The organism is Thiocapsa sp. C2-2m, assembly GCF_041903745.1.
Taxonomy (GTDB): domain Bacteria; phylum Pseudomonadota; class Gammaproteobacteria; order Chromatiales; family Chromatiaceae; genus Thiocapsa; species Thiocapsa roseilacustris.
The window spans coordinates 43,119-68,640 of record NZ_JBBWVD010000018.1 but is presented as its reverse complement, the minus strand read 5'-3'; the positions used below and the strand labels follow the sequence as shown (position 1 = coordinate 68,640).

The following is a 25,522-nucleotide window of genomic DNA, read 5'->3' as shown; positions in this document are numbered from 1 at the left end:
GCACAACCTAAGGGGATCGAATCATCCGGGAATCGTCTAAGGGGTCACGCAATCTCGTCGATCGGCGCGGCCTCGGTCCCGCGGTCCAGCCCGCTCCAAGGCGTGATGTCTTTCCGATAGCGGCGCATCACCAGGTTGGCGAGTAATCCCGTCCAACCGGTTTGGTGGGAGGCGCCGAGACCCTCGCCGGTCTCGCCATGGAAATACTCGTGGAAGCTCAGCAGGTCGCGCCAGTGGACGTCCCCATGCAGATGACCCTCGCGCACGAGGGCCGGGGGCGGTGAGCCGTTCGGAGGGCGGTAGAGATCGACGAGGCGTTCGGCGATCAAGGTGGCGATCTCGGCGAGGTTGAGCCGTTGGCCGTCGTTGCAGGCGACCGGGACCTGAAAACCGGGCCCGAGGAAGCGGTGGTATTTCTCCAACGCCTGCACGAGCGAGTAGTTGGTCGGCAACCAGATCGGGCCGCGCCAGTTGGAGTTGCCGCCGAAGAGGGGCGAGTTGGACTCGCCGGGGACGTACTCCATCAGCGCATCGCCGATGCCGGGAATACGGCCCAGATGGGTCTGGGTGGCATGAATCCGGCTCACGCTGCGGATCCCGAAGGGCGACAGGAACTGCTCCTCGTCGAGCAGGCGCTCCAGGATCCGCGGCAGCATGGTGTGATCGACCAGCGCGAGCAGATGTTCGCCGCGATCGTTCTCCCAATCCGGACAGAGACAGACGGTGCTGCCTCGGAAGAGCCCGCCTTTGTGACCACTCAGCAGGTCGGCGAAGCCCGGGGCGTTCGCGAGGAGTCGCCGGTCGACGATCTCGGTGGCGAAGAGCGGGATGAGGCCGACCCAGGAGTAGACCTCGATGCGGTGACCGACCCCGGTCGGGGTGACCAGGAGATCCATGAAGAAGCCCTTCTCATCGTCCCAGAGCGACGGCATCCCGGTCTCCGGGTTGCCGGCGATCGCCTCGCCGATCGCGAGGAACTGCTTGTAGCAGTGGATCGCCATCGCCTCGTAGTTGCGGTCCTTGGCGCAGAGCTCGAGCGCGATCAGGGTCATGTCGAGACTGAACATGGCCATCCAGCCGGTCGCATCGGCCTGTTTGAGGCTGTAACCGGGCGGGAGCGGGTGCGAGCGGTCGTAGACGGAGATGTTGTCGAGCCCGAGAAAGCCACCCTCGAAGAGATTGTGTCCCTCGGCGTCCTTGCGGTTGATCCACCAGGCGAGGTTGAGCAGGAGCTTGTGGAAGACGCGCTCGAGAAAAGCCAGGTCGCCCGCACCGCGCTGGACCCGCTCGGCGCGGAACACCTTGAGCGCGCCCTGGGCATGAACCGGCGGGTTGGCGTCGTCGAAACCCCATTCGTAGGCCGGGATCTGGCCGTTCGGGTGCAGATAGCGATCCGAGAGCATCAGCTCGATCTGATGCTTGGCGAAGTCGACATCCAGCAGGGCCAGGGCCGGGCAGTGATAGGCCAGGTCCCAGGCGGCGAACCAGGGATATTCCCAGGCGTCGGGCATGGAGATGATGTCGTGCGCCTTGAGATGGCGCCAATGGCGGTTGCGTCCCTGCCGCCGGGATTCGGGTGGCGGGAGCTGATCGCCGCTGAGCCAGCGTTCGACGTCGTAGTGATAGAACTGCTGGGTCCAGACCATGCCGGCGAGGGCTTGGCGGAGGATGCGGTGGTCCGTCGCGCTTGCCTCGGGCAGGAGATCGTCGTAGAAGACGGTGGTCTCGGACTGGCGGATGGAGAGCGTGCGCTCGCTGCGCGCGAAGGGTTGGGCGAGCGGCTCGGCGCTGAGCACAAGATCGACCCTGGCGTGCTGTTGCGGGCCGACGGTCCAATGGCCCCAGGCCGCGCATTTGGTCCCGGTGAGCGCCGGGTTGACCGCTGCCGTGTCGCCCTGAACCACGCGACGATGGAAGGCGTCCTTGACGTAGGGAGACGGGTTGGGGTTGCCCCAGAGCAGCTCGGCGTTGGAGAGGTTCTCGGTGAAGAGCAGCTCCGCGGGATGGGTGCCGTAGAGGTGATAGGTGCCGAGCGTCGGGTGCTCTGCCTCGACCGCCCAAGCGGCGCCGTCCGGGGCGGTTGCCGCCCGCAGCACAGGAGGCTCCGAGCCGGCGTCCCATGACCAGGTGTTGCGGAACCAGAGGTTCGGCAAGAGATGGATCTCGGCGGCATCCGGACCGCGGTTCTTGAGATAGATCCGGATATGGATCTCGCGCGGCCCGGCCTTGGCGTAGAAGACGTCGACGTCCCAATAGCGTTGTGCGTCGAAGCAGCCGGTGTCGGTGAGCAGGTAGGGCGGATCCTCGCGGGAGCGCCGGGCGTTCTCCTCGATCAGCTCGCGGTAGGGGAAGGGCGCCTGCGGATACTTGTAGAGATAGCGCAGATAGCTCGCCGTGGGCAGCGCATCGCGATAGAACCAGCACTCCTTCACGTCCTCGCCGCGATTGCCCTGCGGTCCGGTGAGGCCGAAGGCGCGTTCCTTCAGAAAGGGGTCGCGTGCGTTCCAGAGGGCGAGCGCAAAGCAGAGTCGCTGCTCGCGATCGCAGATGCCGCCGAGCCCGTCCTCGTTCCACCGATAGACGCGCGAGCGGGCCTGCTCATGCGTGAAGTGATCCCAGGCGTTGCCGTCGGCGCTGTAATCCTCGCGCACCGTTCCCCAGGCGCGCTCGGCGAGATAGGGTCCCCAGAGGCGCCAGTCGGCGGTTCCGTTGTGCGCCTCTTCCAGGCGTTCGCGTTCGGCGTTGCTCGGTCCTTCGCTCACGTGAATCTCCTGCGGATGCGCTCCAGCTGGGTCCAGGCATTCAGAATACAGGCGACGGACCAGGCTTGCGCCGGACAGCCGCGCGGGTGGTGCGGCGGGTCGCCGTCGAAGATCTCGCTGACGCTGCCGAGTCCGGCGTCGCGAAGATGATCGGCGATCGGCTCAAGCCGCGCTTGGGCTGCCGCCGCATCGCCGGTCACCCGGTATTCCGCGAGGGCATAGTGACCCAGCAGCCAGGCCCAAACCGTGCCCTGATGGTAGGCCGCATCGCGACTCCAGACATCTCCTTCGTAACGACCCCGATAGTCGGGGTCTTCTTGCGCCAAGGTGCGCAGGCCGAAGGGACAGAGTAGATGACGCGTACAGACCTCGAGGACCGAGGCTTGGGCGGGTGCGTCGAGCGGGGAGTGCGTCAGGCTGACAGCGAAGATCTGATTCGGGCGAATCCGTGCGCCTTCGCCATCAGAACCGTCCGGGCCGTCGATGACATCGTAGAGACCCGCGCCGTCCGGGCGCACGAATCGGGCAAAACCGGCGCGCGTCCGCTCCGCTGCGCTCCGGTAGGGCAACGGATCGCGACCCAGTCGCTCGGCGAAATCGGCCATCACACGCAGCCCGTGATACCAAAGTGCATTGATCTCCACCGGCTTGCCGATCCTCGGCGTTACCACCCAGTCGCCGACCTTCGCATCCATCCAGGTGAGCTGCACGCCCGGCTCGCCGGCGCGGATCAGTCCATCCGCCGGGTCCATGCCGATCCCGTAGCGGGTGCCCTCGCGATAGTGCGAGACGATCGACGCCAGGATCGGAAAGACCCGGGAGAGTGCAGTGAGATCGTCCGATGCCTCGATATAGGCGCGCCAGGCGTCGATGTACCAGAGTGCGGCATCGACCGTGTTGTAGACGGGCGTCTCGCCGGCACCGGGGAAGCGGTTCGGCAGCATGCCGCGGTCGACGAATCCCCCAAAGGTCTCCAGGAGACGCTTGGCGATCTCGGGTCGACCGGTCGCGAGGGTGAGTCCGGGCAGCGCGATCATGGTGTCGCGACCCCAGTCGCCGAACCAGGGGTAGCCGGCGATGACGGATGCGCCTTTTACCTCTGGTTGCAGCCTGGAGAGGGCGCCAATCGGACGCTCGATCAGGAAGCTGTCGGCGGCGAGGATGAGCTGCTCGACCCAGATGGGGATGTCCGGAATCTGCTTGTGATGTGTCCGTGCGGTCTGAAGGAACGCGCGATCGTGCTGCCTGAAGCGCTCCAATGCCTGCTCGGGATCCGGCACGGGTCCGGTCTTGGCGTCGGGTGCGACCGTCGCCAACACTCCGCACCACCCGCTCATGCTCAGGGACAGCTCGGCGAAGCCGACCCGCAACAGGTCGTGCTGATCCGGCAGCCCGCGTTCGCGCTCGATCGGCAGGGCGAAGTGCTCGATCCATGCGCGGTCGATCCGTATGCGTCCGCCGACGGCGATCAGGGCGATGTCGTGTCCGTCGGCGCATCGGGCGGTCAAGCGCGTATCGCCGTCGAGGGTCAGGATCGGATCGAAGTCGCCCTTGTGACCGACGTGGTGATGGTCGTGATCGGCGAGCAGGAGAGCGATGCGCACGCGCGTCGCGGCGCCCGGACGACCTTTCACGAGCCGATAGACCGACCAGACGCTGTCCTCGCCCGGAGGCATCCAGATGCGCTGCTCGACCAAGAGATCGCCGCAGGCCCAGTGCCACGCCGGCATGCGCCCGTCCAGGCGGAAGGCGTCGATCAGCCCATGCCCGTCCGGCTCGACACAGCCGTCGGCCCAGCGGTTGGTGAAGAGGGGCCAGTGTCGCTCCCCGTCGATCAGGGTCGCGTCGAGCTTGGCGAGCTGCAGGCGGCGCCCGAGCGGCGAATTGATGGTTGCGGTCAGGAGGCCGTGATAGCCGCGGGTCAGGCTGCCGGCGACCGTGCCCGCGGCATAGCCTCCGCGGCCGTTGGCAATCCACCATTCGCGGCGCTCGGCGTGTTCGAGGTCAGATGAGGGTTCAGTCATGGGCGAGCGTTCGGTGTGGTCGATAGGGTTGTCTGGGGGTTGCAAATCGGGCGAGTCAGTCCACAATTGCACGCATGATTCCTCGCCGCCTTTCGACACCTCTCAAGCATCGACTCAACCGGTTTCCGGCTGTCGCCTTGCTTGGTCCTCGTCAGGTCGGAAAGACGACCTTGGCTATGTCGTGCCGCGCGGCCGACGGTGCGCTCTACCTGGATCTGGAGAATCCGGCCGATCTCGACAAGCTGTCGGATCCTCGCGGTTATCTGGAGGGGCGTCGCGGCCGTCTCACGATCATCGACGAGGTCCAGCGCGCCCCGGGGCTGTTTCAGGTCCTGCGTGGTCTGATCGACGAGCGTGTGCGGGACGGCGAGGCGGCCGGCCATTTTCTCCTCCTCGGCTCGGCATCGGTCGACCTGTTGCGCCAATCGAGTGAGAGTCTTGCGGGGCGGATCGCCTATCTCGAGCTGGCCCCGTTCGATGCCCTGGAGGTCGATCCGACGCGGATTCAGCAGCTCTGGACCCGCGGTGGATTTCCGCGGAGCTTTCTCGCGGACACGGATCCGGACAGCGTCGTGTGGCGCGAGAGCTTTATCCGCAGCTATCTCGAGCGCGATATCCCTCAGCTCGGGCCGCGGATCCCCGCCGAGACCTTGCGCCGTTTCTGGACCATGCTCGCGCATGCGCAGGGTGGTCTGCTCAATGCCGCCGAGCTGGCGCGTGCCCTCGCCGTCGACGGCAAGACGGTGGCCAGGTATCTGGACCTGATGGTCGATCTCCTCTTGGTGCGCCGCCTTCCCCCCTATCTTGCGAACGTCAAGAAGCGCCTCGTCAAATCCCCCAAGGTGTACGTGCGCGACAGCGGTCTCGTCCACACGCTGTTGCGATTGGACACGCTTGACGACCTGCTCGGACATCCGGTCGCCGGCATGAGCTGGGAGGGGTTCGTCATCGAAACCCTCTTGCGGGCCGCGCCCGAACGAGCTCAAGCCAGCTTCTACCGGACCGCGACCGGCGTGGAAATGGATCTGGTGCTCGAGCTTCCGGGCAACCGCCTCTGGACCGTCGAAATCAAACGCGGCCTCGCGCCCAGGACCGAGCCGGGCACCTACACGGCGCTCGACGACCTGAATCCCGACCGTGCCTTTCTGGTCTACTCCGGGGACGAGCGCTACCCGAAAGGTGGCGGAATCGAGGCCATCGGTTTAGGGCCCTTGGCGCAGGAGCTGGCAACGCTGGACGTGGCGTGAGGCGCAATGGTCAGTCGCCCGCCGATCGTGATCTGCCGAACGCTGCCGCCGGCCGGCAGCGGTGGTCCCTCATGCACCGCGACCCACTCGAAGACCGCGTCCGGGCAGGTGCAGCCGAGCGTCCCGCGAACGAAGCGCTCGAGCCCCGCACTTGCCGGACCCGCGCCATCAAGGCCGGATGTAGGCATAGCCCTTAGATTGCAGCTCGGCGATGCGTGTCACCCCGCCCTGACTCACCTCGACGAATCCCGGCAGCAGCTCGTCGAGCTCGAGATTGAAGACTTTGAGCGTGTTGCCGCACATCTCGAAGGCGACGCCCTGCTCGCGCAGCGACGCTACACCCGAGCTGACTTTCTCGGTTGCCTCGATCTCGTTCAGCGCGTTCACGGCGGGGCCGTGGACGACCAGCACCATATTGACGTTCTCGGGTCCGCCGACCCCGTCGATATGATTCTGCATGTTGTTCAACACGAAGGCCGCGCGATCCGGCTCCGAGAGGTGATAGACAACATCGAGCTTCTCCGCCGCAGTCGCGATGGACGATACACCGGCGACTACGGCAAGCAACGTCAAGAGCGGAGCAGTCTTCATTGGAAAGTCCTCGTTTGATGGTTGATCGGCGCCCGTTTCACGGAGCGCTCCACACACAGGCGAAGCCCTAAAGCAACGCAGCAAGAGGGCTGCAAGCGCGACGCCCGGTCACGCGACCAAGCCTGCCGAAACCTGCGCCGCATTCTTCTTATTCTCGTTCACCTCGATGGCGTCCACGCCGTCGCCTCGGAGATCTCGAAGCGTCCGGTTATCCACTCGACCGCATCGGAACCTCAGAGAGGCGATCGAGTTCCGGGCGATTTCCGTGAATGGGCATCCCGGCCGTGAATGCCTCCAATGCTTACCGGTCGACTAACGTCGGCCCTACATCCAAGCGGACCGCCCGCCGTGTAGGGGCGACTTCAGTCGCCCATAAACCCAGCCGCACAACCACCGGGCGACTCAAGTCGCCCCTACATGTCGGGCGATGCGTTTCCGGAAATCACCCTAAAGCTCCTGGGACGCGAAGTCCGCCAAACGCGAGCGCTCCCCGCGCAGCAGCGTAATGTGGCCGCTGTGCGGCCAGTGCTTGAAACGATCCACCACATAGGTCAGGCCCGAGGTGGTTTCGGTCAAGTAAGGCGTATCGATCTGGCTGATGTTGCCTAGACAGACGAACTTCGTTCCTGGGCCGGAGCGGGTGATGAGTGTTTTCATCTGCTTGGCGGTGAGGTTCTGCGCCTCGTCCAGGATGATGTATTTGTTCAGGAAGGTCCGCCCGCGCATGAAGTTGAGCGAGGAGATGCGGATGCGGTTGCGGATCAGATCATTGGTCGCTGCGCGTCCCCATTCGCCGCCCTCGGGTTTGGTGAGCACCTCGAGGTTGTCCATGAGCGCACCCATCCAGGGCGTCATCTTCTCTTCCTCCGTGCCGGGCAGGAAGCCGATGTCTTCACCGACCGGGACGGTCACCCGGGTCATGATGATCTCGCGATAGAGGTTGCGGTCCAGCACCTGTGCGAGACCTGCCGCCAGTGCAAGGAGTGTCTTGCCGGTCCCGGCGGCCCCGATCAGGGTGACGAAATCCAGGTCCGGATCCATCAGCATGTTGAGCGCGAAGTTCTGCTCGCGGTTGCGCGCCATGATGCCCCAGACGCCGTGGCGCGGAATGCGGTAATCGTCGACCAGCTCGATAACCGCTTCCGTCTCGGTGCGCTTTTCACGCACGATCGCCTCGAAGGCACCGTCCTCGCCCAGGTAAAGGCACTCGGCGGGATACCAGTCCGCGATGTCCGGCCCGGCGATCCGGTAGAGCGTGCGTCCCTCTTCCTTCCAGGCATCGAGCGACTTCTCGTGGTGCTCCCAAAAATCCTCCGGAAGCGCCTCCATGCCAGTGTAGAGCAGGTTGACGTCGTCGAGGACCTGATCGTTGGAGTAGTCCTCCGCCGGGATGCCGAGCACCGCCGCCTTGATGCGCAGGTTGATGTCTTTCGAGACGATAATGACCTGGCGATCGGTCCGCAATTTGCTCAGCGCCTGAGCGGTGCCAAGGATGTTGTTGTCCGCTCCGCTGCCCGGCAGCGACGCCGGCAGCTTCAGATCGAGCAGCTCGGTCTGAAAGAAAAGCCGTCCGGTGGACGGGTGCGCGATGCCGCCGCCGGCCGAGACCGGGCCGATCAGAAGGCCCGCGTCGATCTCGTCCTTGTCCGCGTCGGACATGAGCTGATCGAGAAATCGACTGACCTGGCGGACGTTGCGCGCCACCTCGGACAAGCCCTTCTTTCCGTGATCGAGCTCTTCGAGCACGATCATGGGCAGGAAGATGTCGTGCTCCTGAAACCGAAAGATCGCTGTGGGGTCGTGCATCAGCACGTTGGTGTCGAGGACGAACAGGCAGGCCTTGTCGTTTTCGCGTTTGATCATGGATGTCGGCTACCGGAGCGCCGCGCCGGAGCACTCGGCAGCGGCGATCGATCGGGTGGGGGAGGGGATCTACGCCTCTCGGCAAGGCAGCTCGGCATCGCCGGGCGACGCGCGGGCCGGCTTCGATCCTGTGTGGATACGGAGTGCCGCGGCCTCCGCGCGCGGGTGGGCGAGGCACCGCGCGGCGCGACCTAGCCAGCGTTGAGTCGTTGCGCCGCGGCGAGCACGGCGGCGACGTGGTCCTTCACCTTGACCCCGCGCCATTCCTCGCGCAGCACGCCCTCGGCATCAATCAGGAAGCTACTGCGCTCGACCCCGAGGCTCTCTTTGCCGTACATCTTCTTCATCTTGATGACATCGAATGCCTTGCAGAGCGTCTCGTCCTTGTCCGAGAGCAGATCGAAGGGGAAGGATTGCTTGGCCTTGAAGTTTTCCTGGGCCTTGATGCCGTCGCGCGAGGCACCGAGGATCTGCGTGTCGGCCGCCGCGAAGGTGTCCGCCGCATCGCGAAAGTCCTGGCCTTCCTGCGTGCAGCCGGGTGTGCTGGCCTTGGGGTAGAAATAGAGGACGAGATTCTTGCCGCGGTAGTCCGAGAGCTTGACGCTTTTCTCGCCCGTGGCGGGCAACTCGATATCCGGGATGGTTTCGCCGATCGCGACGCTCATGCTGGGTACCTCCATTCTCGTGATGATCAGGTCACGCGGACTTGGTGGCGGCCGGAGGTGTTTTATAGACATTGCCCGGCACGCCAGCAGGGCGGCTCGGGCTCAGCCCTTGATCGGCTCGAGCACCGCGTCGAGGTTCAGCCCGTCGCAGTAATCCATGAACTCCTCGCGCAGACCGGCGATGTGCATATCGGACGGGATCCCGACCGTCATGTGCACCGCGAACATGGTGGTTCCGGTGTGGGCGGCCGCATAGGTGGAGGTTGACATGTCCTCGATGTTGATCTTGCGCTCGGCGAAGAAGCCGGCGAGGTTGTTGACGATCCCCGGATGGTCCATCGAGACCACGTCGACCGCGTACGGGAGCAGATTCCGGCCCGTTGCACGCTCGCCGGTGCGCTTGGAGATGATCGTCATCCCGAGCTGGCGCTCGAGCTCAGGGAGGGCATTCTCGATCTTGGCCAGCGTGTTCCATTTGCCTTCGACCAAGAGGATCGCCGCAAACTCGCCGCCGAGGACCGTCATGCGGCTGTCCTCGATATTGCAACCGTGCTCAAGCACGGTCTTTGATATCTGGTTGACGATACCCGGGTGGTCTTCGCCGAGTGCCGAGATCACGAGGTAGGTCTTCTGCTTGGTCATATCCTTGCCGAGGTTCGCGGGTTACAGGTACCGTTCGGAGTGTAGCATGGGCCATCGGACCCCTGCACAGGGCCCGCCCGGGCTCTCAGGAAGGCGACTCACGCCGCGGCTCGTCCGGCCCCTGCAGCGGATACCAGGTATCGTCGCGCGCGGCCGGCAACAGATCGCGTCTCAGCTGCTTGAGGGCCTCCGAGGTCCGCGCGGCCCCGCCTGCGCCGAAGGGATCCTCGGAGTCGAGCACGTCGCCGAGCTCCGCGTCGATCTGATCCGGATCTTCGCCCGCCTCCATGCGGCGGATCGCCTCCGCCATCCCGTCGCCGAGCTTCAGACCCGTCGCCTCGAACAGCTTGCGCATGGTCTGCGCCGCTTGCTTCGGGTCGTCCTGATCGAGATTCTCCAACTCGCCGGCCATCGAGGCGAAGGCGTTCATCAACTTCGCCTCGTCCAGACCCGCAGGCAGATCGTCGTCTCCCGCGTCCTCGCCACCTTGCGCGCGCCCGCGGCTGATCGCGAACAGGCTCGCCTGCCGACCCAGCTCAGGTCGCCCGCAGCGCGGACACGCGGGACGCGTCTCGGTATCGACCCGACGCGAGAAGAAGTTGAAGATGGCATGGCAGTCGGGGCAGTAGAACTCATAGACCGGCATGGTGTTGTCTCCGTCGAAAGGCTCGGCGCATTCTACACGCGATGTCCGCCTCGCGGATCGCGCTTCGACAGGGTGCTCGCGACGCTGCGCCGCCCCTCGTCGTCGCGTCCCGACGCGACAAACGCTATCCCGACGCATCGGGACCTTACCGAGAGAATCGAAGCTCCGATGTCTATCCTCGACAAGAGTAACGGTCTGTATTCACTGCTCGTTGCGCTAATCCTGTTCGTATCGGCCGCCCCTACTGCATCGGCGCCCGACGGTCCAGACGATGTGCCTCGCGGCGAGCGCAGTATCTTCGATTACCCCGGAGTGCCTCAACACCATCGACACATGCGGCGGCTGCTGAACAACGCCTTCAGCTACGTCGATCCGGCGCACCGCATCATCGACCCGGTGTCCGGTTATCCGGTCGAGGGCTGGAATCAGGAGCCGGCCAACGGGCTTTTTCTGCGCGACTTCACGCAGCTCACCGCGATCGGCGCCTGGATCGAGCTGCTGGCCAGCATCGCCGCAGGCCAGGCCGACAATCCCTATCTCTCCCGCGACGCGGCCCTGGACGGACTCGCGCTCGCGGTCGCGACACTCCGCGCCGATCAGCGCGATCCGAACCTCGCCGCGAAGGGATTGCTCTCGAATTTCATGGGTTTCGACGGCGGGGAGCGCCGCGGCCCGCTCCTGGAATCCATCGAGCGACGCCGCTTTATCGACACCTTCGGCGAGCGCGACGGGCAGGCGATCTGGCTCGCTCTCCTGGAGAAGGGGTGGCTGCAGGAGGAGGACAACGGCCGCAAGGGCAAGATTCTCCGTCGCGCAGGCTACGGGGCGCTCCATTTCGACGGGGCGCTTGCACCCTATGCCGATCCGTCTCGGCAAGCCGCCATCATGGGGCTGCTCGATCAACGCGTGGTCACCATCATCTTCGGCGACAACGCCAACCTGACGGCCGCCTTGGCGAGGGCGATCGGCGCACTCCTGCAGCCCGAGATCCGTGACGTCCCGCAGGCCGTCGCCCTGCGGGACGCGATGGAGCGCTTCATCGAGGCCCAACGAGAGGGCTACGCCCATCTGTTCGATCCACGGACCGGCACCTTCGTGTTCGGCTGGGACGCGACGTCGGATCGTTTCGTCGGCTGGGACGACGGTCGGGGCAACTGGGTGACCGGGCAGATGAACTACTTCATCAACGAGTTCCGCGGACCTCTGATGTTCACCGTGCTGCGCTACGGACTGCCGGTCGCGGCGATCCGCAACGCCGGATTCAAGATCAAGCCCTATCGACAGGCCGACGGCAGCGACACCTATGCACTGGCCGCCTGGGACGGCTCGGCCTTTCAGCTGCTCGGGCTGTCGCTGTTCATGCAGGAGTCCCGCAACCCGGCGTGGCGGAGCGCGCTGGAAACACTCGTCGACATCGAGCTCGATTTCTCGACCCGGCATCGGCTGCCCGGACTCCTCTCGGAGGCCTACAGCGGCAAAGGCACCGAATACACCGGCCTGATCGGGATCGCCGACATCGCGGTCACCGATTCTCCGCTCGACACCCAGGCCCCCTCGCTCTACAGCCTAGGCGTTGCCTACGGGATTGCACCCGAGCAGGTAGACGGGTTTCTGCGGTCCGAGTGGGCGCGCATCTCGAGCCTCTTCACCGAACACGGTCCTTGGGAAGGTTGGAATACGGCCACCGACGCGGTGATCCCCTACCAGACGACCGCCCACACCCTGTCGCTGATCCTCGGGGGAATCAATACCGCCCACGAAAACATGCGGCGCTATCTCGACGCGACGAACCTCTCCGGCCAGCTCGAAGCGCTCTATACGCCGGGGCAGCGGATCGACTTCCTCGCCGCCGAGAACCGGATCCTCCCCTGGACCGCGCACGAGGATCCGATCGCCTTCTCGCGTGACGAGGGCACGCCTCGTTTCGCGTCGAGCATCACCGGCAGCGGAGGGCTCGCGTTCGTTCTCCCGCAAGGCCGGGCGGCGAGCCTGTCGAACGGCACCCTGTCGATCCGGTTCCGCTCCGAGACCGAGATCGAGGATGCCGTCGTCGCCTTCAAGCGCGCGACCGATGACTCGCTTCCGTCGCCCGCGATCCCCATCGAAATCTTCGCACGCTTCCCGAAGACCGAAGATGGCACGATCGAGGTCGTCCTCCCGGCAACGCCGGCCCTGCAGGGAATCGCGGAGGTCTCGCTGACCTTCCGCAGCAACGAGCAATCGGCACCGGTCGATCTTGCGATCCGAACGTTCGACTTTGTGCCTTTCGAGGTTGCGCTGGAGCCCTGATCGCGAATGCGGCGTTTCCGCTAGACTTCCCCCAGGCGCAGATTCATCGACCTCCCGCCACAAGCGTTGGTCCTGCTCGCCATCGTCATCGCCGCAGTGCTCGGCTGGGCAATGCGATCCTGGTTGGTCGGGATCTTCCTCGGCGTCCTCGGCGCGGTGCTCGCGGCCATCGTCGGCGGGATGCTCACATGCGCCCTGGTCGACACCGGCCGCCCCGTCAAACGCGGCGGTAAGCCTTGAGGTGATTCTCGGGCCTAAGCGTCTCGGCCCCGCATTCCTGCAAGACATGTAGGGGCTGTAGCGGCGACTTTAGTCGCCCCGTGATCTCGGTAGTTCCATCCCGAAAGTCACCTAAGCCTTCGCAATTCCTGCGCATCCAGATCATCCGGCGGCGCCTGCAGGCGCACGGCATCACCGAGCGCTGGTCCAGCCTGCGCGCGATCCTCGCCGGCCAATGCCGGGTGACCGCCACCTTCCGCCGTCCCGACGGGCGTGCCCTGCATGAAGGCTACCCAACCCGCACCGGCGCAGTTGGCCGTCATCCGGGCCCTCGGCAGCGACCCCACCCCGGGAGGAGTGCACAAAATGATTGTCTGAACCCGCATCCCGAAGAATGGCATGGTTGTAGTGCCACTCAGCCACTTCGCTAGGCGTAACCCAATGAAAGTAAAGGTGGATTTGGATGGGGTGTTCAACTTGGGCTAAGAATCACGCGTAACCGCGCTGCACGCGGTGCAGAGGACAGAAGATCATAGATTCAGTGAACAACGAATCAGTGGTCAGCGGATGGGGGACGCGCACACCACACGGAAACCGATCTGGTAGTCGCGGCTGGCCGGGGGCCTGTTGTCGCCGCCGGCCGCGCGCGCGAGACCCGGATGGTCGTGCCAGGAGCCGCCGCGCACCACGCGAGGCCCAGGGCCCTCGGGCCCGACACGCACCGGGTTGGCGTATTCATTGAGCTCGATGTCGGTCAGGCGCGGCAGCCAGGCGTCGTGCAGGTCCCTGTACAGCGCGTCACGGTCCGCAAGGGCGGCGCCGCTCTCCAGGATGCATTGGGCCGCGACCTCGGGCTGGTGGTCTTTCAGCCACCGGATGACCGGGGTGCAATCGTCCGAATTGAGTCCAGCCAGTAGCACCGCCGCCTCTTCCCAACCGCTGCGCCGCCACCAATGCTCGGTAGGCCAGAGCTGGTCGGCCGAGAGCTGGTCCGCAGCGATCCGCTGCCGCATCGCGTTGGCAGTGAAGTACTCCTGCAGGAGCTGGTCTCGTGCTGCGAGAAGAGGCGGCCACAGCTCCGGGATGCGCCAGTGGTCGATCAAGGCACGGATGAAGGTGTCGGCCAGCGTGCGCAACGACTTGTCGGAGACGTCGGGCACGACTTCCTCGAAGTGGTCCGAGACAAATCGCATCAGCGTCCCCTCGGTCTGGAACCGCGCGACGAGGAAGTCTCGGAGCTGAGCCCGGGGTGACGACAAGCGTTAGTCCTCGTGCTCTGGCAGGGCGTCGGCCACCTTAGGTTGCGCTGCAATTAGCGCAATAGGTATTGCCTCGTTGTAATCGGGCTTAATCGTCTTGGGGTCGCCGGAGTGGTGCAAGGCGACGACCCGCCAATCGCTGTCGAGCAATGGAGATCCGAACGAGCCGGGCTGCGTCGGCACCGTGTGCCGAATGCGGTTGCCGGCCTCGTTGGTCTTGATCCGCTGCGCGAACCCCAGGGCGAGCTTGAGGGGGAGGGTCTCGGGGTGCTGGAGGATTGCGACAACCGATTGGTTCCCGAAGTCCACCGCGTCGCGACGCAGAGGGATCCATCCCCGTGGCTCGGCGCCCCCGGCGCCTCGGGGAGGATGCTCGCCCACGGTTGACGCAAGCCGAAGCAGGGCGTAGTCGAGCTCGCCGTCGCCGGGGTCTCGGGGCTTTGGATCCGGCAGCCTGCGCGACCATAAGATTGATCGCATCGAGGGCCGAACCCTCAGCAACCAGCCTGCGAACAGACGTACCGCTCCCGAACCTTAGCAGATCCAGAAACACGTCATGCTCCGTGAATCTGCCAGGTTGGTGGGTCGTTAGCGCGAGGCCGTGCATCGTTGTGCTGACGCAGTACGAGGCACCCAGTACCCCGTCGAATGGATCGGGTAGGGCCCCGGTCCGGTCCGGTTCGAAGTGGCGAAAAACCTGTTGTTGTTGTGCTCTGTCCCTACGTTCGCTTGCGACATGCACGCTTTGCCCACACGCAGTCCGCCTCTACCCAGGGCCCGAGGCGGCCGCAGACCACTGCTGGCGGCTAGCGACGCGGCGTGAGCCGGGCCAAAAGTCCTGACCCCTTGCCTACACCAAACGTATGAGAGAACTTATCCTCAAGCAGCCTGCGCGACTCCGAATTGAGCTCCGATCCAGCCGCCGATCGGGCGCCCACATCACATGTTCCGCCGTCCTTGTGCCGCTTCGAGAGGACCAGAGCCACCGATCCGGTCACATGCGGGGCTGCCATGCTCGTGCCCGTCATGGCCATGGTCGCCTGATGATCGCCGGTGTTCGCCCGCGCGGCGACGACGGCCGTTCCCGGGGCCACCAGGTCCGGTTTAGGCCGGTGGTCGCGCGTCAGCCCCCAGGATGACGAGCTCGTGAGCATCAGCGGCACGGCGGAGCCACAGGCGGCGACCGTGATGACATGATTCGCGGTCCCCGGGACGCTGAGGGTCATCTCGTCGTTGTCTCCGGAGTTGAACGCCACCGCGCGGCTTTGGTGCCGCTCGACCCAGGCGTGGACCACGCCGGCACCCGGACTCAGGATGGTCTTGCCCAAGAGCCTCAAGGTCCAGATCCCACCCTGGATCGAGCTGCCGTCGGGCTCGATGGTGATGACGAGCAGGTTGTCTCCGTTGTCCCGATGGTTGAGGGTGAGCCTCAATCGGCAGAAAGCGCCCTTCTCGTCGATAGGCGGCTGATGCACGGTGGTGGCGTGCACGAACGCCTTGGAGGTGGCCAGCTCGAGGATGCCCCCCTCGCGGCTCAAGTCGATGGACACGATGCCCTGATCTGAGCGGAGCTCTTCAAGGATCTTGAGCGGTGCTGAGGCGGACACGATGTTGCCGAGCCGGGACTGGACCCGGACCCCGCGTGGTGCCTTCCAGGCGGGGTCCCGAACGCGCAGCAACACCGGTACCATCGCCATCGAGCCCAGCTTGGAGCGGCGCGGAGCACGCTCTAATCCCGCGGCGCCCCCCGCTCCAGGCCGAAGGCATCGGCGCGGGTTTCCGAGATCGCCCGGGCGATGGCCTCGTCGACCTCCACCGGCCGCTCGATCTGACGGCGGATTTGCGCGATATAGCGCTCGATGCCGTGGTCGCGCACGCCCGGCACGAGCCCCTCGACACTCGCGTCGAAGACGGCCTGACGGTGGGCAGCGAGTCCCTCCGGACTCTCTTGGGCCTCTGTCCCCGCCCGTCCAGTCGCGAGATCTATATCGGTGGCGTTCTTCAGGTCACCAATGCGCGCCTGCAGTTCCTCGAGCTCGCTCGCGCTCAGCTCGTTCGGTTGGTTGCTCGCCTCCAGGGACTCCGTGTCCGCATCGAAGGCCTGCAACCCGCCTTGCGCATCGAACCAGAAGAGACGTCCCACATGTCGGTATCCCGGGGGCGCACCCGGGACGATGTCGTCGTCGTTGACGAAGCGGTGGAAGCGCTCTTGGTACCTCTGGCGGAGCAGGCGTGCCGGGCGGGCGCCCACCGCTTTCGGCTGACCGAACGTGTAGATGCCTGTGACGGGGTGCTGATCCACCCACTCTGCGGCGGTGATGGTCGCGAGTGCTCCGCCGAGACTGTGACCGGTCAGCCAGAGGCGCTTTCCGCCCACCCCGGCTTGTTGCACCGCGTCATCCACCAGGGTCCGTACCGCCTCGAAACCCGCCGAGAACCCCCGTGCACCCTGCCGTACGGCTGTTCCGTGGGAACCAAACTGGCATTCAGCAGCCAATCCCCGGTACTGTCGGTTCCGCGGAAGCTCACCAGCACGCAAGCCTCGTCCCAGGCGACGAACCCCTGGGTATCACCGGCGGCAAAAAGACGGCATCCCGTGTATCCCCAGTTGTCCTTAGCGACCTGGATCACGCCTTGGCTGCCGCGGACGTAGGCGAGCTGGCTGGCCAGCGCCAGCGAAAGCGCGCTCTTCCAGGAAAAACCCTCCGACTTTAATGCGTTTCGATCGAACATGTTTCCCTCTCTCCGTCATCTGCCCGAACCCGACTCACCAGACCCATCCGATTCCCGCTCGGAATGTCCGAAACTTTCGCGAATGGATGGCCACCAGAGCCTGTAGCTGAGACATTCCGGCGGCGAGAACGCCACCGACGAGGGTGCCGCTCCCAGCACGCACCGGGTCAGCGGCGAACGCTGACCGTGCACCCCGCGTCATGAGGTGTGCCGCTGCCGTAGGCCCGTACGCAGCGCAAGCTCGCCGCCAAGGACCGTATCGTATTGATCGGCGTTTTGGGTCGCGGGATCAAACACAAGGCCAGTCATTTTCGCGATGTCGGAGATCGGATACATGGCCGGCACGAAGCCAGCCGGGACCATGAGCTCCCAATCGACCGCTTCGAGGTCTTGCTCCAAAACGAAGCCGTAGGTGGCGAGGCATCTATCGGTGCGGGCGGCGATCAGCTTCCAGAAGCGTTTAGGAACCTTGGCCCGGAGCACCGCACCCCCCCTCTCCAGTGCCGACGAAAACCTCGTCCGCTGGGTCCAGGACGGGACCCGCAAAGACGCACAATCGCTCACTGGCGGCGTTGGCGAGTACCTGATTCTCAAGATCCCCCCAGTTGTCTTCCCCCCGCTGAGACTGGTTAAAGTCGGCCACCTGCGGGGAACAGTTGGTGACGTGGAACGTATCGCCATTGGCGCGGCGGACAACGTCGTAGCTGTCGCCCCAGGCTACGTCTTCCCGGCGCACGATGTGCCCCTTGTCGAACGCTTTTCGGTCCTTTGTGAAGAAGACATCCGGCAGCTGATACTTGGACTCCAGGCGCGGATCTAGGAACCAGCGCTCTTGGTCGTTCTCCCGGAGGTTACCGAGACCCTTGCGCGAGTAGTCTCGCCCGGGCTCCGGTTCCTTCAGGTCAGGCTCGGCGGTCACGTTGCTGGCGCAGACCAAGGCCAACCGGCGCTCGCGGTGCATCAAGATGGTGAAGTGCCGGTAGAGGAGCTCGGTGCGGCCGTCGCGCGTTTGCGCCACCACACCTTGGTCCTTCGGCTGCGGCAAGGGGGTCGACGCCGCCAGGAGGATGGTTGTGCCTCGCACGGCTCGGCACAACCTACGCCCTTGGCATGAAGGTTTCCGTAATTCGCCTTAACCTCGACACTGCCTAGGCGCCGGCGCGGGCTGGCTTCTACAAGTGTTCCCCGCGTCTGCGGGAATGAACCGCGTGGTGCGTAGGCGCGAAGCGCCCGTGTTCCCCGAAGGCAAACAGCGCCAACCCGACCCCTCGCGCGGTCGATGTCCTTTCCTCGCCCCGGTGGCAGGTCGTCCGGCCTCCCCGACCTCGGAGCTTTGAGCCATGTTTCTCGATCCTTTCCACGCGGCCGAAGACGGCACGCTCCGCATCTCCGCGCCGCAAGGCAGCGCCTTCGCCAAGGAGGTCGCGGGTGACTTCAATCCGATCCACGATGCGACGAATCCGCGCTTCTGTGTCCCCGGCGATCTCCTCTTTGCGCTTGTCCTCGCCCGATGTGGACATTGCTCTGGAATCGACCGAGCTGGAGGTGACGGGCAAGCGCGGCGAGGCCCGACTCGGGTTCCGCATGACGGCTGCCGGGGAGCCGGTCGGACAGGGCGCGAAGACCCTCATCCTGAGCGGCTTGCGGGCCTATGAGCCCGAGGCGTTAAGGGGGTTGGTGGAGCGCTATGCCGGGTGGAAGGCAACCGGTCGCGCCGGCGTCTGACCGCCTGATGGATGCTGGCTCGGGGGCTGCTCGGTCGGAGCTGGACATGCCCCCAGCTCGTAGACGACGGCAGGCCTCAGGCTGCAATCCATGTCGGGCAGGGCGATGCAGTCTTCCAAAGTGGGGTTTTTGTGCGGTTTGGGCTAGAAACCCCATGGTTCGGCCGCGACGGCTCGCCAACAGGATTGAAGAGTCACCGTCTTTCGGGTGCTGGGTGACCGGTCACGGCTGAACCTCGACGCCCTGCCGACCCGGATCGGATCGTCACGCCCGACGGCGTCATCGCCCATGAGACGTCCCGCTGGCTACGGATCACAACCGGGTCGAGCCGGTTACGCTGCACGCGCGGGGATCATCGGCGCCGATGGCTCGCACCTGCTTGGCGCGGCCGCGCGCGCTACCCGCCCGTCCCATCACCCGGAGAACCTCGATGCGCTGGAAGACCGCCTACCGCTCCTTCTACTACGCGCAGGCCCCCGAGCCCGAGGACCTGGTGCTGGACCCGGCCGAGACGGCGCTGCTGTGCATCGACGTGCAGAACCTCTATCTGGAGATCCCGGCCGATCCGCAGGAGGCCGCGCGCTGGTTCCCCTTCCGCCGGCGCATGCGCGAGATCGTGATCCCGACATGATCGACTGCCAGGTGCTCGGCAGCGTGGAGCTGCGGGACATCATGGGGCTTTGAGGGCGCGCGGTCATGCGCTCGCGCGGGCCTCGTCATCTCATTGCAGCGAGGACACGAGGATGAACCCGACACGCGACCGGATCGGCTACGGCCTGATCCTGATCCTGCTGGGGTGCTGCATGGCGAGTCACGCGGCGGCGGCCACGCGCGAGACGATCGCCACGCCGCCGCCCGGCAGCCGGGAGCGGGGCGCGATCCTAGATGCCTTGCGCGCGGAGCTGACGCACCTGACGGGGCCGGATCTGGTCTTCGTCGTCGCGGTGCTGCGGGTGCGCGAGGGCTGGGCCTGGATCGAGGCCGCCCCGCAATCGCGCGACGGGGCGCGCCGCTACGAGGAGGTCACCGCGCTCCTGCAGCGCCGGGACGGGCGCTGGACGGTGCAGGTCCTCGGCCCCTGTGACGAAGAAGACGACCCGGCGGCCTGCGCCGCGGACACCGACCCCGAGCGGCTCGCGAAGCGCTTCCCGACGCTGCCGCCGGGCCTGGTGCCGCGCGAGGCCGGGTCCGGCGCGAACGCGGTGCGCGAGGGTGCGTCCGAGACGACGGCCGACGGCTGCGCACCGCCGCGTTTCGTGCGCTCCTCGCTGGACTGGGGTGCCGTGTTCGCCGAGCTCGACTGGACCCCTCCGCACGAGTCGTCTCGAGGGTGGAGCACACTCTCGGGCGACCTGCGCATCCAGGGCACGGTGATCCTGGAGAGCGGGCAGATCCCGCGCGACCCGACCTGTCGCGCTGCGAACGGCGCGCGGCCGGAGCGCGCCGCGTGCCGTTTTATGGTGTCGCGCGATCGCCTGCTGGAGGGCCGATGTCGGCATGGGCCGTGTCGCTCACCGGGTGCCGACGACGGTATAGGCGGTGAGACTGCACAGGAAGCCGCCGGTGCGGCCGAGCAACGCCTGCTCGGCGCGCCATGCCTCGGCCGCCGCCGCCGAGAGGGCGCCGTCGCGCACCGCGCGGTCGAGGGTGTCCGACACGTTGTAGACGCGGTCGGCCAGGTCGACCTCCCGGATCAGCGAGACGCTCGGCTCGACGTGCACGGCGTGAAAGCCGGCCGCGAGCAGCATGCGCGGCAGGTCCCGTCCGATCCAGGGGTTGGTGAAGGCATGGGCCCAGCGGCTTTGGACGAGCGCTGTCGTCTCGCGCAGGCGGCTGCTCAGGGCGAAGGTGCCCCAGTCGTTGTCGTAGGCGAGCAGGCACCCGCCGGGGCGCAGCACGCGCGCCGCCTCGTCGATCGCCCGTTGCGGGTCGCGGATGTGCTGCAGGACGCGATCGATCCGGCAGCGATCCACGCTCGCCGTCGCGAAGGGCAGGGCGCGGGCATCGGCCTGCACGAACGCGAGCCCGTTTGCCGCGGCGGTGCGCGCCCGCGCCTCCGCCAGCAGGCGCCGGCTGCGGTCGATGCCGAAGACGCGCCCGCGGGGTGCGACCCGCTCGGCCAGGCGGCGGGCGTCGTCGCCGAGTCCGCAGCCGATCTCGAGGATCGTCTGACCGGCGTGCAGATCGAGCAGGACAGCGCTGCGCGCCTTGTAGGCCCGGAAGTAAGGCAGTGAATCGAGCAGCTCCAGGCAGCGGGTGTAGTCCGCCGTGCGCGTGCTCGCATCGACATCGGGGAAGCCGGCGGCAAGATACTCGGCGGGCATCGGCGTGAGGCGCAGGGCCGGGGGCAGGAGAGAAAGTCGCCATCATCCCGCAAACGGCGGCGATCGTCGCCGGGTCGTTACGACCCCGGTCACGCGCCACGCCGGATCCCGAGCCGCTCATCGCTCGACGACGGACGCGTCCTCGGGCGAGGGGATGACCCGGCGCGGCCTTGCCCTTGCCTTGACAGGTCTTTCGGACGGTCCCTAGCCTGCCGCGGCGCTCATCGTCGGCGTCGCGATGCGGGATCGGCCGGGCGCGATGGCCCGTGCGTGCTCGCCGCGGCGCACCTCCCGTGCCGTCCGGCGCGACCCGTGACGCCGAGGGACGCGCATCCGAGCGGGTCACGAGCCCTCGCGGGACGGGCAACCGACACCCACAACCACCCGACCCGGTACCCGCGATGAATCCTCGCCCGTGGCTGCTCGTACTTTTCCTCCTGCTCCCGATGCTGTTGGCGGCCGGTTGTACCGGCGTGCCGGAGGGCATCGCGCCGGTGCGGGGTTTCGACGCCGAGCGCTACCTCGGCACCTGGCACGAGATCGCCCGTCTGGACCACCGCTTCGAGCGCGGTCTGGAGCAGGTGACCGCCACTTACAGTCGGCGCGAGGACGGAGGTCTAGCCGTGCTCAACCGGGGTTACGACCCCGCCGCGGGTGTCTGGAAGAGCGCCGAGGGACGGGCCTACTTCCAGTCCACGCCGGACGTCGCCAGCCTGAAGGTCAGTTTCTTCGGCCCCTTCTACGGCGGCTATCACGTTTTCGAGTTGGATCCCGAATACCGCTGGGCGATGATCTCGGGGCCGACGCGGGAGTATTTGTGGATCCTGGCCCGGCAACCGCAACTGCCGGCCGAGATCCTGGAGGATCTGATCGCCAAGGCACGGGCGGCCGGTTTCGAGACCGGCGCGCTGATCTTCCCCCTGCCCAGCGTGGCACCGGTCGTAACTTCAGCAGTGCCGGATGAGGATCGGTGAGGGGCTTACTCGGACGACGGTAAGGTGCGAATCGGAATATCCATCGCACGCTGGGCCAGTCTCCGGCGTGTCGTGTCCCCAAACCGCCGTGCGAACGAGGGCAGCTCCCCTGCCCCCCTGCCGGACCGCTTGGGATCAGGCGCAGGCCGTCCGGGTCGCGGCGATCGAGCATCGTCTCATGGGGCCTCCACGGCCTTCTCTTGCGGTGTCTTGGCCTTGATCGTCAAGGCATGCAGCGCGCCGGACTTCAAGTCGTCCTTGAACAGCGCCAAGACGCTCTTTTGGCGTTGCAGCAGCCCTTGTCCGGCAAAACTTTCGCTGACGATGTGGAGCTCGAAATTGCAGTCGGCCCCGGCGATGTCTACGACCGCGTCCGGGTGTTCGGCACGAACGCGTTTGACGATTTCATTCTGGTCCATGTGTGATCCTCGGTCTCGTGTCAGGCGGCCGCGTCTTTCAGCATCGGCAGCAGTTCGCCGCTCGCAAGCATGGCCTCGATGATGTCGCTGCCGCCGATGATCTCGCCCTTGATGAAGAGTTGCGGGAAGGTGGGAAAATCCGAGACCTCGGGCAGCGCCTGCATGAACAGGGGTGCGGCCAAGACATCGACATAGGCGAACTCCACCCCGGTCGATTGCAGCGCGGCCGCGGCCTTGGCGGAGAACCCGCAGCGTGGCTCGCGCGGGGTGCCCTTCATAGACAGGACGACTGGGTTTTCCTCGAGTTGTTGACGGATCTTGTCGGTGGTTTTCATCGGGATTGCTCGCTGTGGGAGTTCAGTGGTCGGTTGGCGGTTGTTTGCCCGGCGCATGCAGTCACCGGCGAGATGTAAACGCGCCCAAGTCAGGGCAGGCCCGTCACGCGTTTGTCGACGAGGTAGATCTGACCGTCGATCTCCATGGACCGCAACGACTCGAGTCGCTCGCCGGAGCACAAGACACTCAAGGATTCACCCGTCGTCGGGTCATAGACGATGCCGTGCATGGAGCAGCGCAGGTGCTCGTGCTCTGCATCGAAGACCGCGTCGTGCATGCAGTCCAGACGCCGCACCATGTGCACGCACTGATTCAAGTAGGCGTAGACCTGGCCGCCGTGTCGCAGCACGATGGCGCTCTGCGGCTCGTGCTTGAACAGCACGGGGATGATGCGATGCTGACGATCCGTCAAATCAGCGCTGGCACAGACCGGCAGCTTGCGTTTGCCGCGCGCCGAAGCGCGTTGGGTTGGTGTCGTGCCCACCGGTCAGGAACCCGGGTTCGCATTCAGATGTGCGGCCAGGGCGCTGTCCATGGCCACGGCATGCACTGCGAACCAAGTCGGCAAGTAGTCGCGCACATAGGCTCGGCCCATGGTCAGTTTGCCCCGGGTCGAGCGTTGACCGATGGCTCTGAGATCGCTCAGCACACGCCGATGATCGCCGCGATGTTCCTGCAGCGCCGGAAACCGAGTCTCGATCATCCACCGCTCTTCCTGGTCGAAATGCGCCGCGGTGTGGTCGACGAGGCGCTCGAACATCTCGAGGAAGCGGGCTTGATCGGCCTCGGCCATGGCGTTGATCAAGGCGATGAACTCGCCATGAACATGATCCATCGCCTGCGCACCGAGGCGGAAGCGGCTGTCGTCGGGATCGATCAGGAGCCCGCTCATTTCGGCTGTTCCCGGCGATAGGCGATGGTCTTGAACAGCTTGCGAGCGACGTAGGTGGCGTACTCTTCGCTGTTGTCGTAGTCACGTTCCATCGCCAGGTTGGCCAGCTCGTCGACGCATGCCCGGAGCCTTGCGATCTCGCTCGATTCTCGGCCACACGTCAGACAGCGCTCGCCATTGTCGCGGCAGGCGTTCTTGCCATGACAGGGTTCGAAGCGGGCCATGGCTCAGCTCCCTCCGGGTCGTGTGGCGAAGGTCTGCCGGACAGCGTTGCGGCGGCGGGCGTCCGCGCACCGGAGTGCGTCGTCTCGAGCAAGGCAGACAGCCGCGCTCAATTTGCGTGAAAGCGGTACGGCCTCTGCCTGCGCTCTCGGTTTGCGTAGAGGGTTTGATCGCATGGGATCGCTCTGCCCTGCTGTTGTGCTTTGGCTGTCCCTAGCAAACGACGGACCAATGATAGCGAACGGCTTTTCAGCGACGTACCAGTTACAACGGCCCGTTGCGACAGCAAGGTGTCGCATTCGCGACATCGGCAGGCCAGCTTAAAGCCGCTGCGAACGGGAATGGTTAGATCCGCTTGTGGGGGCAGCACAGACGGTTCGACGCGAGCGCGGCCCGTCGCCGGCTGTCGTGGCGCGTGAAGACGTCGCCACATCCGGACCGGCGGCGCTTACGTTCTACGATGGCCCCCTGTGCCGGGGACGTGGTGCCCTCTCAGCCGGGATCGCCTTGCCTGATCGCTGCAACGCTCGACGCAACCACCGATGAGAATCCCCCGGTCGTGCCCGCCCGGTTGCTGGCGCCGGGTGCCAAGAGCCGGTTGGCCACGCTCTTCAGCTGCCGAGGGTGCGTCGAAGTGAGGAGTCCCGGACCGGAGCTCCGGCCGCTGCCGGCGTCGATTGCCGGGGGCGGACCGGTGCGGAGGTGCGGGGCGGGGTGGCCCGGCAACGGATCTGTCCGGGCTCTGTCGTGCTCGGCTTTCGCGATGGCGTGCCGACCGGGCGGAGAGATCGGCGTCAGCTCAAGCGACACCGGTCGGTGATCGCTGGTCTGCCGGTTCTTCGCCGCTCCGGCGTTGGCTCGCTCGAACGCTTCATGCTCTACCTGGCCGGCGTAGGCGTTTGCCCCCAGGGTTATGGCGCCACTGCACATGGCTTGGCTCATCATGATGTGATCGAGGATGTTGGTGGAACAGGTGGCCGAGTGGCGTGGCATGCGCAGCGTAGGCGGGATCGGGCTTGCCGGGGCAGCCCCACGGAGGAGCCGTAGGTGCGCATTGCGCCCGCACGACCCCTCGCCGCGTCATCCGTACTCGCGCTCCGGCTTGGGCGGCAGCTGAGCGGGACATCGAGACTCTTACGCGGCTACGGAGGCATACTCCGCCCAAAAAGAAAATCAGGCCGAGCGGCGGATGTCTGCGATGGGGATCGTCAGGGTGACTTGGCGGTGGAGCAGCTCGATGAGGAGTTGGGCTCGGCGCTCGCCCTGGTGGATCTTGAAGATGGCATCGAGCCCGCGGAAGGGGCCTTCGATGATCTCGACCTTTTGGCCGGGACTGAAGCTGGGCTGGGCCGGTCTGGCTTCGATTCGACGCCGAATCTCTTCGATCATGGCATCGTCGACCGGCAATGGCTCGCGGCCGAAGGACACCAGGCGTGCGACACCCCGGGTGGAGCGCAACGGATACCAGTTGTCGACCCAACGGCGCAGGGAGATGAACAGATAGTTGGGGAAAAGCGATTCCTCGACCGTCACGCGTCGCCCGCGACGGATCCGCTCGATCATCAACTGCGGGTGGAAGATGCTATAGCCCTGCTGGACGAGATTCACCTCGGCGCGCTCGGCTTGCCGCGGCTTGGCCTGCACCAGATACCATTGGGGCGCGGCTTCCAAGCCGGTCTCGCAATTCATC

At 65.8% G+C, this 25,522-nt stretch carries 28 protein-coding genes and 2 pseudogenes; 8 read left to right on the top strand and 22 right to left on the bottom strand.

Annotated features, from left to right (window positions below; translation table 11 throughout):
• Positions 1-44: 44 nt before the first annotated feature.
• Positions 45-2,762 carry a glucosidase gene (locus AADX97_RS15340; protein ID WP_374234484.1) on the bottom strand — a complete coding sequence of 906 codons (2,718 nt, stop codon included), beginning with the start codon at positions 2,760-2,762 and terminating at the stop codon, positions 45-47.
• Positions 2,759-4,786 (bottom strand): amylo-alpha-1,6-glucosidase, encoded by a 2,028-nt coding sequence (locus AADX97_RS15335; RefSeq protein ID WP_374234485.1) that lies wholly within the window; start codon positions 4,784-4,786, stop codon positions 2,759-2,761. Before AADX97_RS15335 ends, AADX97_RS15340 begins: the two co-directional genes overlap by 4 nt.
• Before the next feature lie 74 nt (positions 4,787-4,860).
• Between AADX97_RS15335 and AADX97_RS15330 the strand changes: the two genes are divergently transcribed.
• On the top strand, positions 4,861-6,033 hold the full coding sequence (locus tag AADX97_RS15330; protein WP_374234486.1) for an ATP-binding protein: 1,173 nt from the start codon (positions 4,861-4,863) through the stop codon (positions 6,031-6,033).
• A gap of 168 nt (positions 6,034-6,201) precedes the next feature.
• Here the strand turns inward: AADX97_RS15330 and AADX97_RS15325 are convergent, their stop codons facing one another.
• From AADX97_RS15325 to AADX97_RS15305, 5 genes are all read right to left on the bottom strand, one after another.
• The gene (locus tag AADX97_RS15325) at positions 6,202-6,624 is read right to left on the bottom strand and encodes a DsrE family protein (protein ID WP_374234487.1); all 423 of its coding nucleotides are present in this window, start codon (positions 6,622-6,624) and stop codon (positions 6,202-6,204) included.
• 447 nt (positions 6,625-7,071) lie between these two features.
• On the bottom strand, positions 7,072-8,487 hold the full coding sequence (locus AADX97_RS15320; protein WP_374234488.1) for a PhoH family protein: 1,416 nt from the start codon (positions 8,485-8,487) through the stop codon (positions 7,072-7,074).
• Positions 8,488-8,678: 191 nt separating this feature from the next.
• The gene (locus AADX97_RS15315; RefSeq protein WP_374234489.1) at positions 8,679-9,152 is read right to left on the bottom strand and encodes a peroxiredoxin; all 474 of its coding nucleotides are present in this window, start codon (positions 9,150-9,152) and stop codon (positions 8,679-8,681) included.
• A 102-nt stretch (positions 9,153-9,254) separates the two neighbouring features.
• Complete coding sequence (locus AADX97_RS15310) at positions 9,255-9,794, bottom strand: glycine cleavage system protein R (RefSeq protein ID WP_325291140.1); 540 nt, start codon at positions 9,792-9,794, stop codon at positions 9,255-9,257.
• An 85-nt stretch (positions 9,795-9,879) separates the two neighbouring features.
• A complete protein-coding gene (locus tag AADX97_RS15305; protein ID WP_374234490.1) occupies positions 9,880-10,440 on the bottom strand; it encodes a zinc ribbon domain-containing protein in 561 nt (186 codons plus the stop codon).
• Positions 10,441-10,608: 168 nt separating this feature from the next.
• Between AADX97_RS15305 and AADX97_RS15300 the strand changes: the two genes are divergently transcribed.
• The 3 genes and pseudogenes from AADX97_RS15300 to AADX97_RS15290 form a co-directional block, all read left to right on the top strand.
• Positions 10,609-12,729: a hypothetical protein gene (locus AADX97_RS15300; protein ID WP_374234491.1), complete on the top strand. Its 2,121-nt coding sequence runs from the start codon at positions 10,609-10,611 to the stop codon at positions 12,727-12,729.
• A gap of 66 nt (positions 12,730-12,795) precedes the next feature.
• The gene (locus AADX97_RS15295) at positions 12,796-12,969 is read left to right on the top strand and encodes a hypothetical protein (RefSeq protein ID WP_374234492.1); all 174 of its coding nucleotides are present in this window, start codon (positions 12,796-12,798) and stop codon (positions 12,967-12,969) included.
• Between the two features lie 134 nt (positions 12,970-13,103).
• Positions 13,104-13,326, top strand: a pseudogene (locus tag AADX97_RS15290) (transposase); the annotation flags it as partial.
• Positions 13,327-13,508: 182 nt separating this feature from the next.
• Here the strand turns inward: AADX97_RS15290 and AADX97_RS15285 are convergent.
• The 7 genes from AADX97_RS15285 to AADX97_RS15255 form a co-directional block, all read right to left on the bottom strand.
• Positions 13,509-14,141, bottom strand: a complete 633-nt coding sequence (locus AADX97_RS15285; RefSeq protein ID WP_374234493.1) for a hypothetical protein — start codon at positions 14,139-14,141, stop codon at positions 13,509-13,511.
• Between the two features lie 69 nt (positions 14,142-14,210).
• Positions 14,211-14,687 carry a serine protease gene (locus AADX97_RS15280; protein WP_374234494.1) on the bottom strand — a complete coding sequence of 159 codons (477 nt, stop codon included), beginning with the start codon at positions 14,685-14,687 and terminating at the stop codon, positions 14,211-14,213.
• A 326-nt stretch (positions 14,688-15,013) separates the two neighbouring features.
• Positions 15,014-15,904: a S8 family serine peptidase gene (locus AADX97_RS15275; protein WP_374234495.1), complete on the bottom strand. Its 891-nt coding sequence runs from the start codon at positions 15,902-15,904 to the stop codon at positions 15,014-15,016.
• A gap of 32 nt (positions 15,905-15,936) precedes the next feature.
• Positions 15,937-16,599 carry a hypothetical protein gene (locus AADX97_RS15270; protein WP_374234496.1) on the bottom strand — a complete coding sequence of 221 codons (663 nt, stop codon included), beginning with the start codon at positions 16,597-16,599 and terminating at the stop codon, positions 15,937-15,939.
• Complete coding sequence (locus AADX97_RS15265) at positions 16,560-16,940, bottom strand: hypothetical protein (RefSeq protein ID WP_374234497.1); 381 nt, start codon at positions 16,938-16,940, stop codon at positions 16,560-16,562. The genes AADX97_RS15270 and AADX97_RS15265 overlap by 40 nt, the downstream gene beginning before the upstream one ends.
• 198 nt (positions 16,941-17,138) lie before the next feature.
• Positions 17,139-17,423: a hypothetical protein gene (locus AADX97_RS15260; RefSeq protein WP_374234498.1), complete on the bottom strand. Its 285-nt coding sequence runs from the start codon at positions 17,421-17,423 to the stop codon at positions 17,139-17,141.
• Positions 17,401-18,024 carry a DNA/RNA non-specific endonuclease gene (locus AADX97_RS15255; protein WP_374234499.1) on the bottom strand — a complete coding sequence of 208 codons (624 nt, stop codon included), beginning with the start codon at positions 18,022-18,024 and terminating at the stop codon, positions 17,401-17,403. Before AADX97_RS15255 ends, AADX97_RS15260 begins: the two co-directional genes overlap by 23 nt.
• 256 nt (positions 18,025-18,280) lie before the next feature.
• On the opposite strand from AADX97_RS15255, the pseudogene AADX97_RS15250 reads away from it, so the two are divergent.
• The 3 genes and pseudogenes from AADX97_RS15250 to AADX97_RS15240 all read left to right on the top strand — a co-directional run.
• Positions 18,281-18,397, top strand: a pseudogene (locus tag AADX97_RS15250) (DUF3581 family protein); the annotation flags it as partial.
• Between the two features lie 34 nt (positions 18,398-18,431).
• On the top strand, positions 18,432-18,665 hold the full coding sequence (locus AADX97_RS15245; protein WP_374239305.1) for a DUF3581 family protein: 234 nt from the start codon (positions 18,432-18,434) through the stop codon (positions 18,663-18,665).
• Positions 18,666-19,095: 430 nt separating this feature from the next.
• Positions 19,096-19,296, top strand: coding sequence for a hypothetical protein (locus AADX97_RS15240; RefSeq protein WP_374234501.1), 201 nt, complete (start codon positions 19,096-19,098; stop codon positions 19,294-19,296).
• Between the two features lie 250 nt (positions 19,297-19,546).
• On the opposite strand, the gene AADX97_RS15235 is transcribed toward AADX97_RS15240, so the two are convergent.
• Positions 19,547-20,164: a hypothetical protein gene (locus AADX97_RS15235; protein WP_374234502.1), complete on the bottom strand. Its 618-nt coding sequence runs from the start codon at positions 20,162-20,164 to the stop codon at positions 19,547-19,549.
• A 12-nt stretch (positions 20,165-20,176) separates the two neighbouring features.
• Positions 20,177-20,989 carry a methyltransferase domain-containing protein gene (locus AADX97_RS15230; protein WP_374234503.1) on the bottom strand — a complete coding sequence of 271 codons (813 nt, stop codon included), beginning with the start codon at positions 20,987-20,989 and terminating at the stop codon, positions 20,177-20,179.
• A gap of 401 nt (positions 20,990-21,390) precedes the next feature.
• Between AADX97_RS15230 and AADX97_RS15225 the strand changes: the two genes are divergently transcribed.
• On the top strand, positions 21,391-21,963 hold the full coding sequence (locus AADX97_RS15225; protein ID WP_374234504.1) for a lipocalin family protein: 573 nt from the start codon (positions 21,391-21,393) through the stop codon (positions 21,961-21,963).
• A gap of 176 nt (positions 21,964-22,139) precedes the next feature.
• On the opposite strand, the gene AADX97_RS15220 is transcribed toward AADX97_RS15225, so the two are convergent.
• From AADX97_RS15220 to rfaH, 6 genes are all read right to left on the bottom strand, one after another.
• Positions 22,140-22,382 (bottom strand): BolA/IbaG family iron-sulfur metabolism protein, encoded by a 243-nt coding sequence (locus tag AADX97_RS15220; RefSeq protein ID WP_374234505.1) that lies wholly within the window; start codon positions 22,380-22,382, stop codon positions 22,140-22,142.
• Between the two features lie 20 nt (positions 22,383-22,402).
• Positions 22,403-22,717: a Grx4 family monothiol glutaredoxin gene (grxD, locus tag AADX97_RS15215; protein WP_374234506.1), complete on the bottom strand. Its 315-nt coding sequence runs from the start codon at positions 22,715-22,717 to the stop codon at positions 22,403-22,405.
• A gap of 89 nt (positions 22,718-22,806) precedes the next feature.
• Complete coding sequence (locus AADX97_RS15210; protein WP_374234507.1) at positions 22,807-23,202, bottom strand: Rieske (2Fe-2S) protein; 396 nt, start codon at positions 23,200-23,202, stop codon at positions 22,807-22,809.
• A gap of 3 nt (positions 23,203-23,205) precedes the next feature.
• Positions 23,206-23,610 (bottom strand): hemerythrin domain-containing protein, encoded by a 405-nt coding sequence (locus AADX97_RS15205; RefSeq protein ID WP_374234508.1) that lies wholly within the window; start codon positions 23,608-23,610, stop codon positions 23,206-23,208.
• Positions 23,607-23,834, bottom strand: a complete 228-nt coding sequence (locus tag AADX97_RS15200; RefSeq protein ID WP_374234509.1) for a hypothetical protein — start codon at positions 23,832-23,834, stop codon at positions 23,607-23,609. Before AADX97_RS15200 ends, AADX97_RS15205 begins: the two co-directional genes overlap by 4 nt.
• Before the next feature lie 1,171 nt (positions 23,835-25,005).
• The gene (rfaH, locus tag AADX97_RS15195) at positions 25,006-25,521 is read right to left on the bottom strand and encodes a transcription/translation regulatory transformer protein RfaH (RefSeq protein ID WP_374234510.1); all 516 of its coding nucleotides are present in this window, start codon (positions 25,519-25,521) and stop codon (positions 25,006-25,008) included.
• Position 25,522: the final 1 nt, after the last annotated feature.

Excerpts from the sequence above, each read along its gene's own strand:
- AADX97_RS15220 (WP_374234505.1), bottom strand. The coding sequence starts at position 22,382 with ATGGACCAGAATGAAATCGTCAAACGCGTTCGTGCCGAACACCCGGAC.
- AADX97_RS15235 (WP_374234502.1), bottom strand. The coding sequence starts at position 20,164 with ATGCCGACATCGGCCCTCCAGCAGGCGATCGCGCGACACCATAAAACG.
- AADX97_RS15315 (WP_374234489.1), bottom strand. The coding sequence starts at position 9,152 with ATGAGCGTCGCGATCGGCGAAACCATCCCGGATATCGAGTTGCCCGCC.
- AADX97_RS15230 (WP_374234503.1), bottom strand. The coding sequence starts at position 20,989 with ATGCCCGCCGAGTATCTTGCCGCCGGCTTCCCCGATGTCGATGCGAGC.
- AADX97_RS15280 (WP_374234494.1), bottom strand. The coding sequence starts at position 14,687 with ATGCGATCAATCTTATGGTCGCGCAGGCTGCCGGATCCAAAGCCCCGA.
- AADX97_RS15320 (WP_374234488.1), bottom strand. The coding sequence starts at position 8,487 with ATGATCAAACGCGAAAACGACAAGGCCTGCCTGTTCGTCCTCGACACC.
- AADX97_RS15205 (WP_374234508.1), bottom strand. The coding sequence starts at position 23,610 with ATGAGCGGGCTCCTGATCGATCCCGACGACAGCCGCTTCCGCCTCGGT.
- AADX97_RS15240 (WP_374234501.1), top strand. The coding sequence starts at position 19,096 with ATGCGCTGGAAGACCGCCTACCGCTCCTTCTACTACGCGCAGGCCCCC.
- AADX97_RS15200 (WP_374234509.1), bottom strand. The coding sequence starts at position 23,834 with ATGGCCCGCTTCGAACCCTGTCATGGCAAGAACGCCTGCCGCGACAAT.
- rfaH (WP_374234510.1), bottom strand. The coding sequence starts at position 25,521 with ATGAATTGCGAGACCGGCTTGGAAGCCGCGCCCCAATGGTATCTGGTG.
- AADX97_RS15330 (WP_374234486.1), top strand. The coding sequence starts at position 4,861 with ATGATTCCTCGCCGCCTTTCGACACCTCTCAAGCATCGACTCAACCGG.
- AADX97_RS15275 (WP_374234495.1), bottom strand. The coding sequence starts at position 15,904 with ATGGCGATGGTACCGGTGTTGCTGCGCGTTCGGGACCCCGCCTGGAAG.
- AADX97_RS15265 (WP_374234497.1), bottom strand. The coding sequence starts at position 16,940 with ATGTTCGATCGAAACGCATTAAAGTCGGAGGGTTTTTCCTGGAAGAGC.
- AADX97_RS15325 (WP_374234487.1), bottom strand. The coding sequence starts at position 6,624 with ATGAAGACTGCTCCGCTCTTGACGTTGCTTGCCGTAGTCGCCGGTGTA.
- grxD (WP_374234506.1), bottom strand. The coding sequence starts at position 22,717 with ATGAAAACCACCGACAAGATCCGTCAACAACTCGAGGAAAACCCAGTC.
- AADX97_RS15335 (WP_374234485.1), bottom strand. The coding sequence starts at position 4,786 with ATGACTGAACCCTCATCTGACCTCGAACACGCCGAGCGCCGCGAATGG.
- AADX97_RS15225 (WP_374234504.1), top strand. The coding sequence starts at position 21,391 with ATGAATCCTCGCCCGTGGCTGCTCGTACTTTTCCTCCTGCTCCCGATG.
- AADX97_RS15310 (WP_325291140.1), bottom strand. The coding sequence starts at position 9,794 with ATGACCAAGCAGAAGACCTACCTCGTGATCTCGGCACTCGGCGAAGAC.
- AADX97_RS15285 (WP_374234493.1), bottom strand. The coding sequence starts at position 14,141 with ATGCGATTTGTCTCGGACCACTTCGAGGAAGTCGTGCCCGACGTCTCC.
- AADX97_RS15300 (WP_374234491.1), top strand. The coding sequence starts at position 10,609 with ATGTCTATCCTCGACAAGAGTAACGGTCTGTATTCACTGCTCGTTGCG.
- AADX97_RS15305 (WP_374234490.1), bottom strand. The coding sequence starts at position 10,440 with ATGCCGGTCTATGAGTTCTACTGCCCCGACTGCCATGCCATCTTCAAC.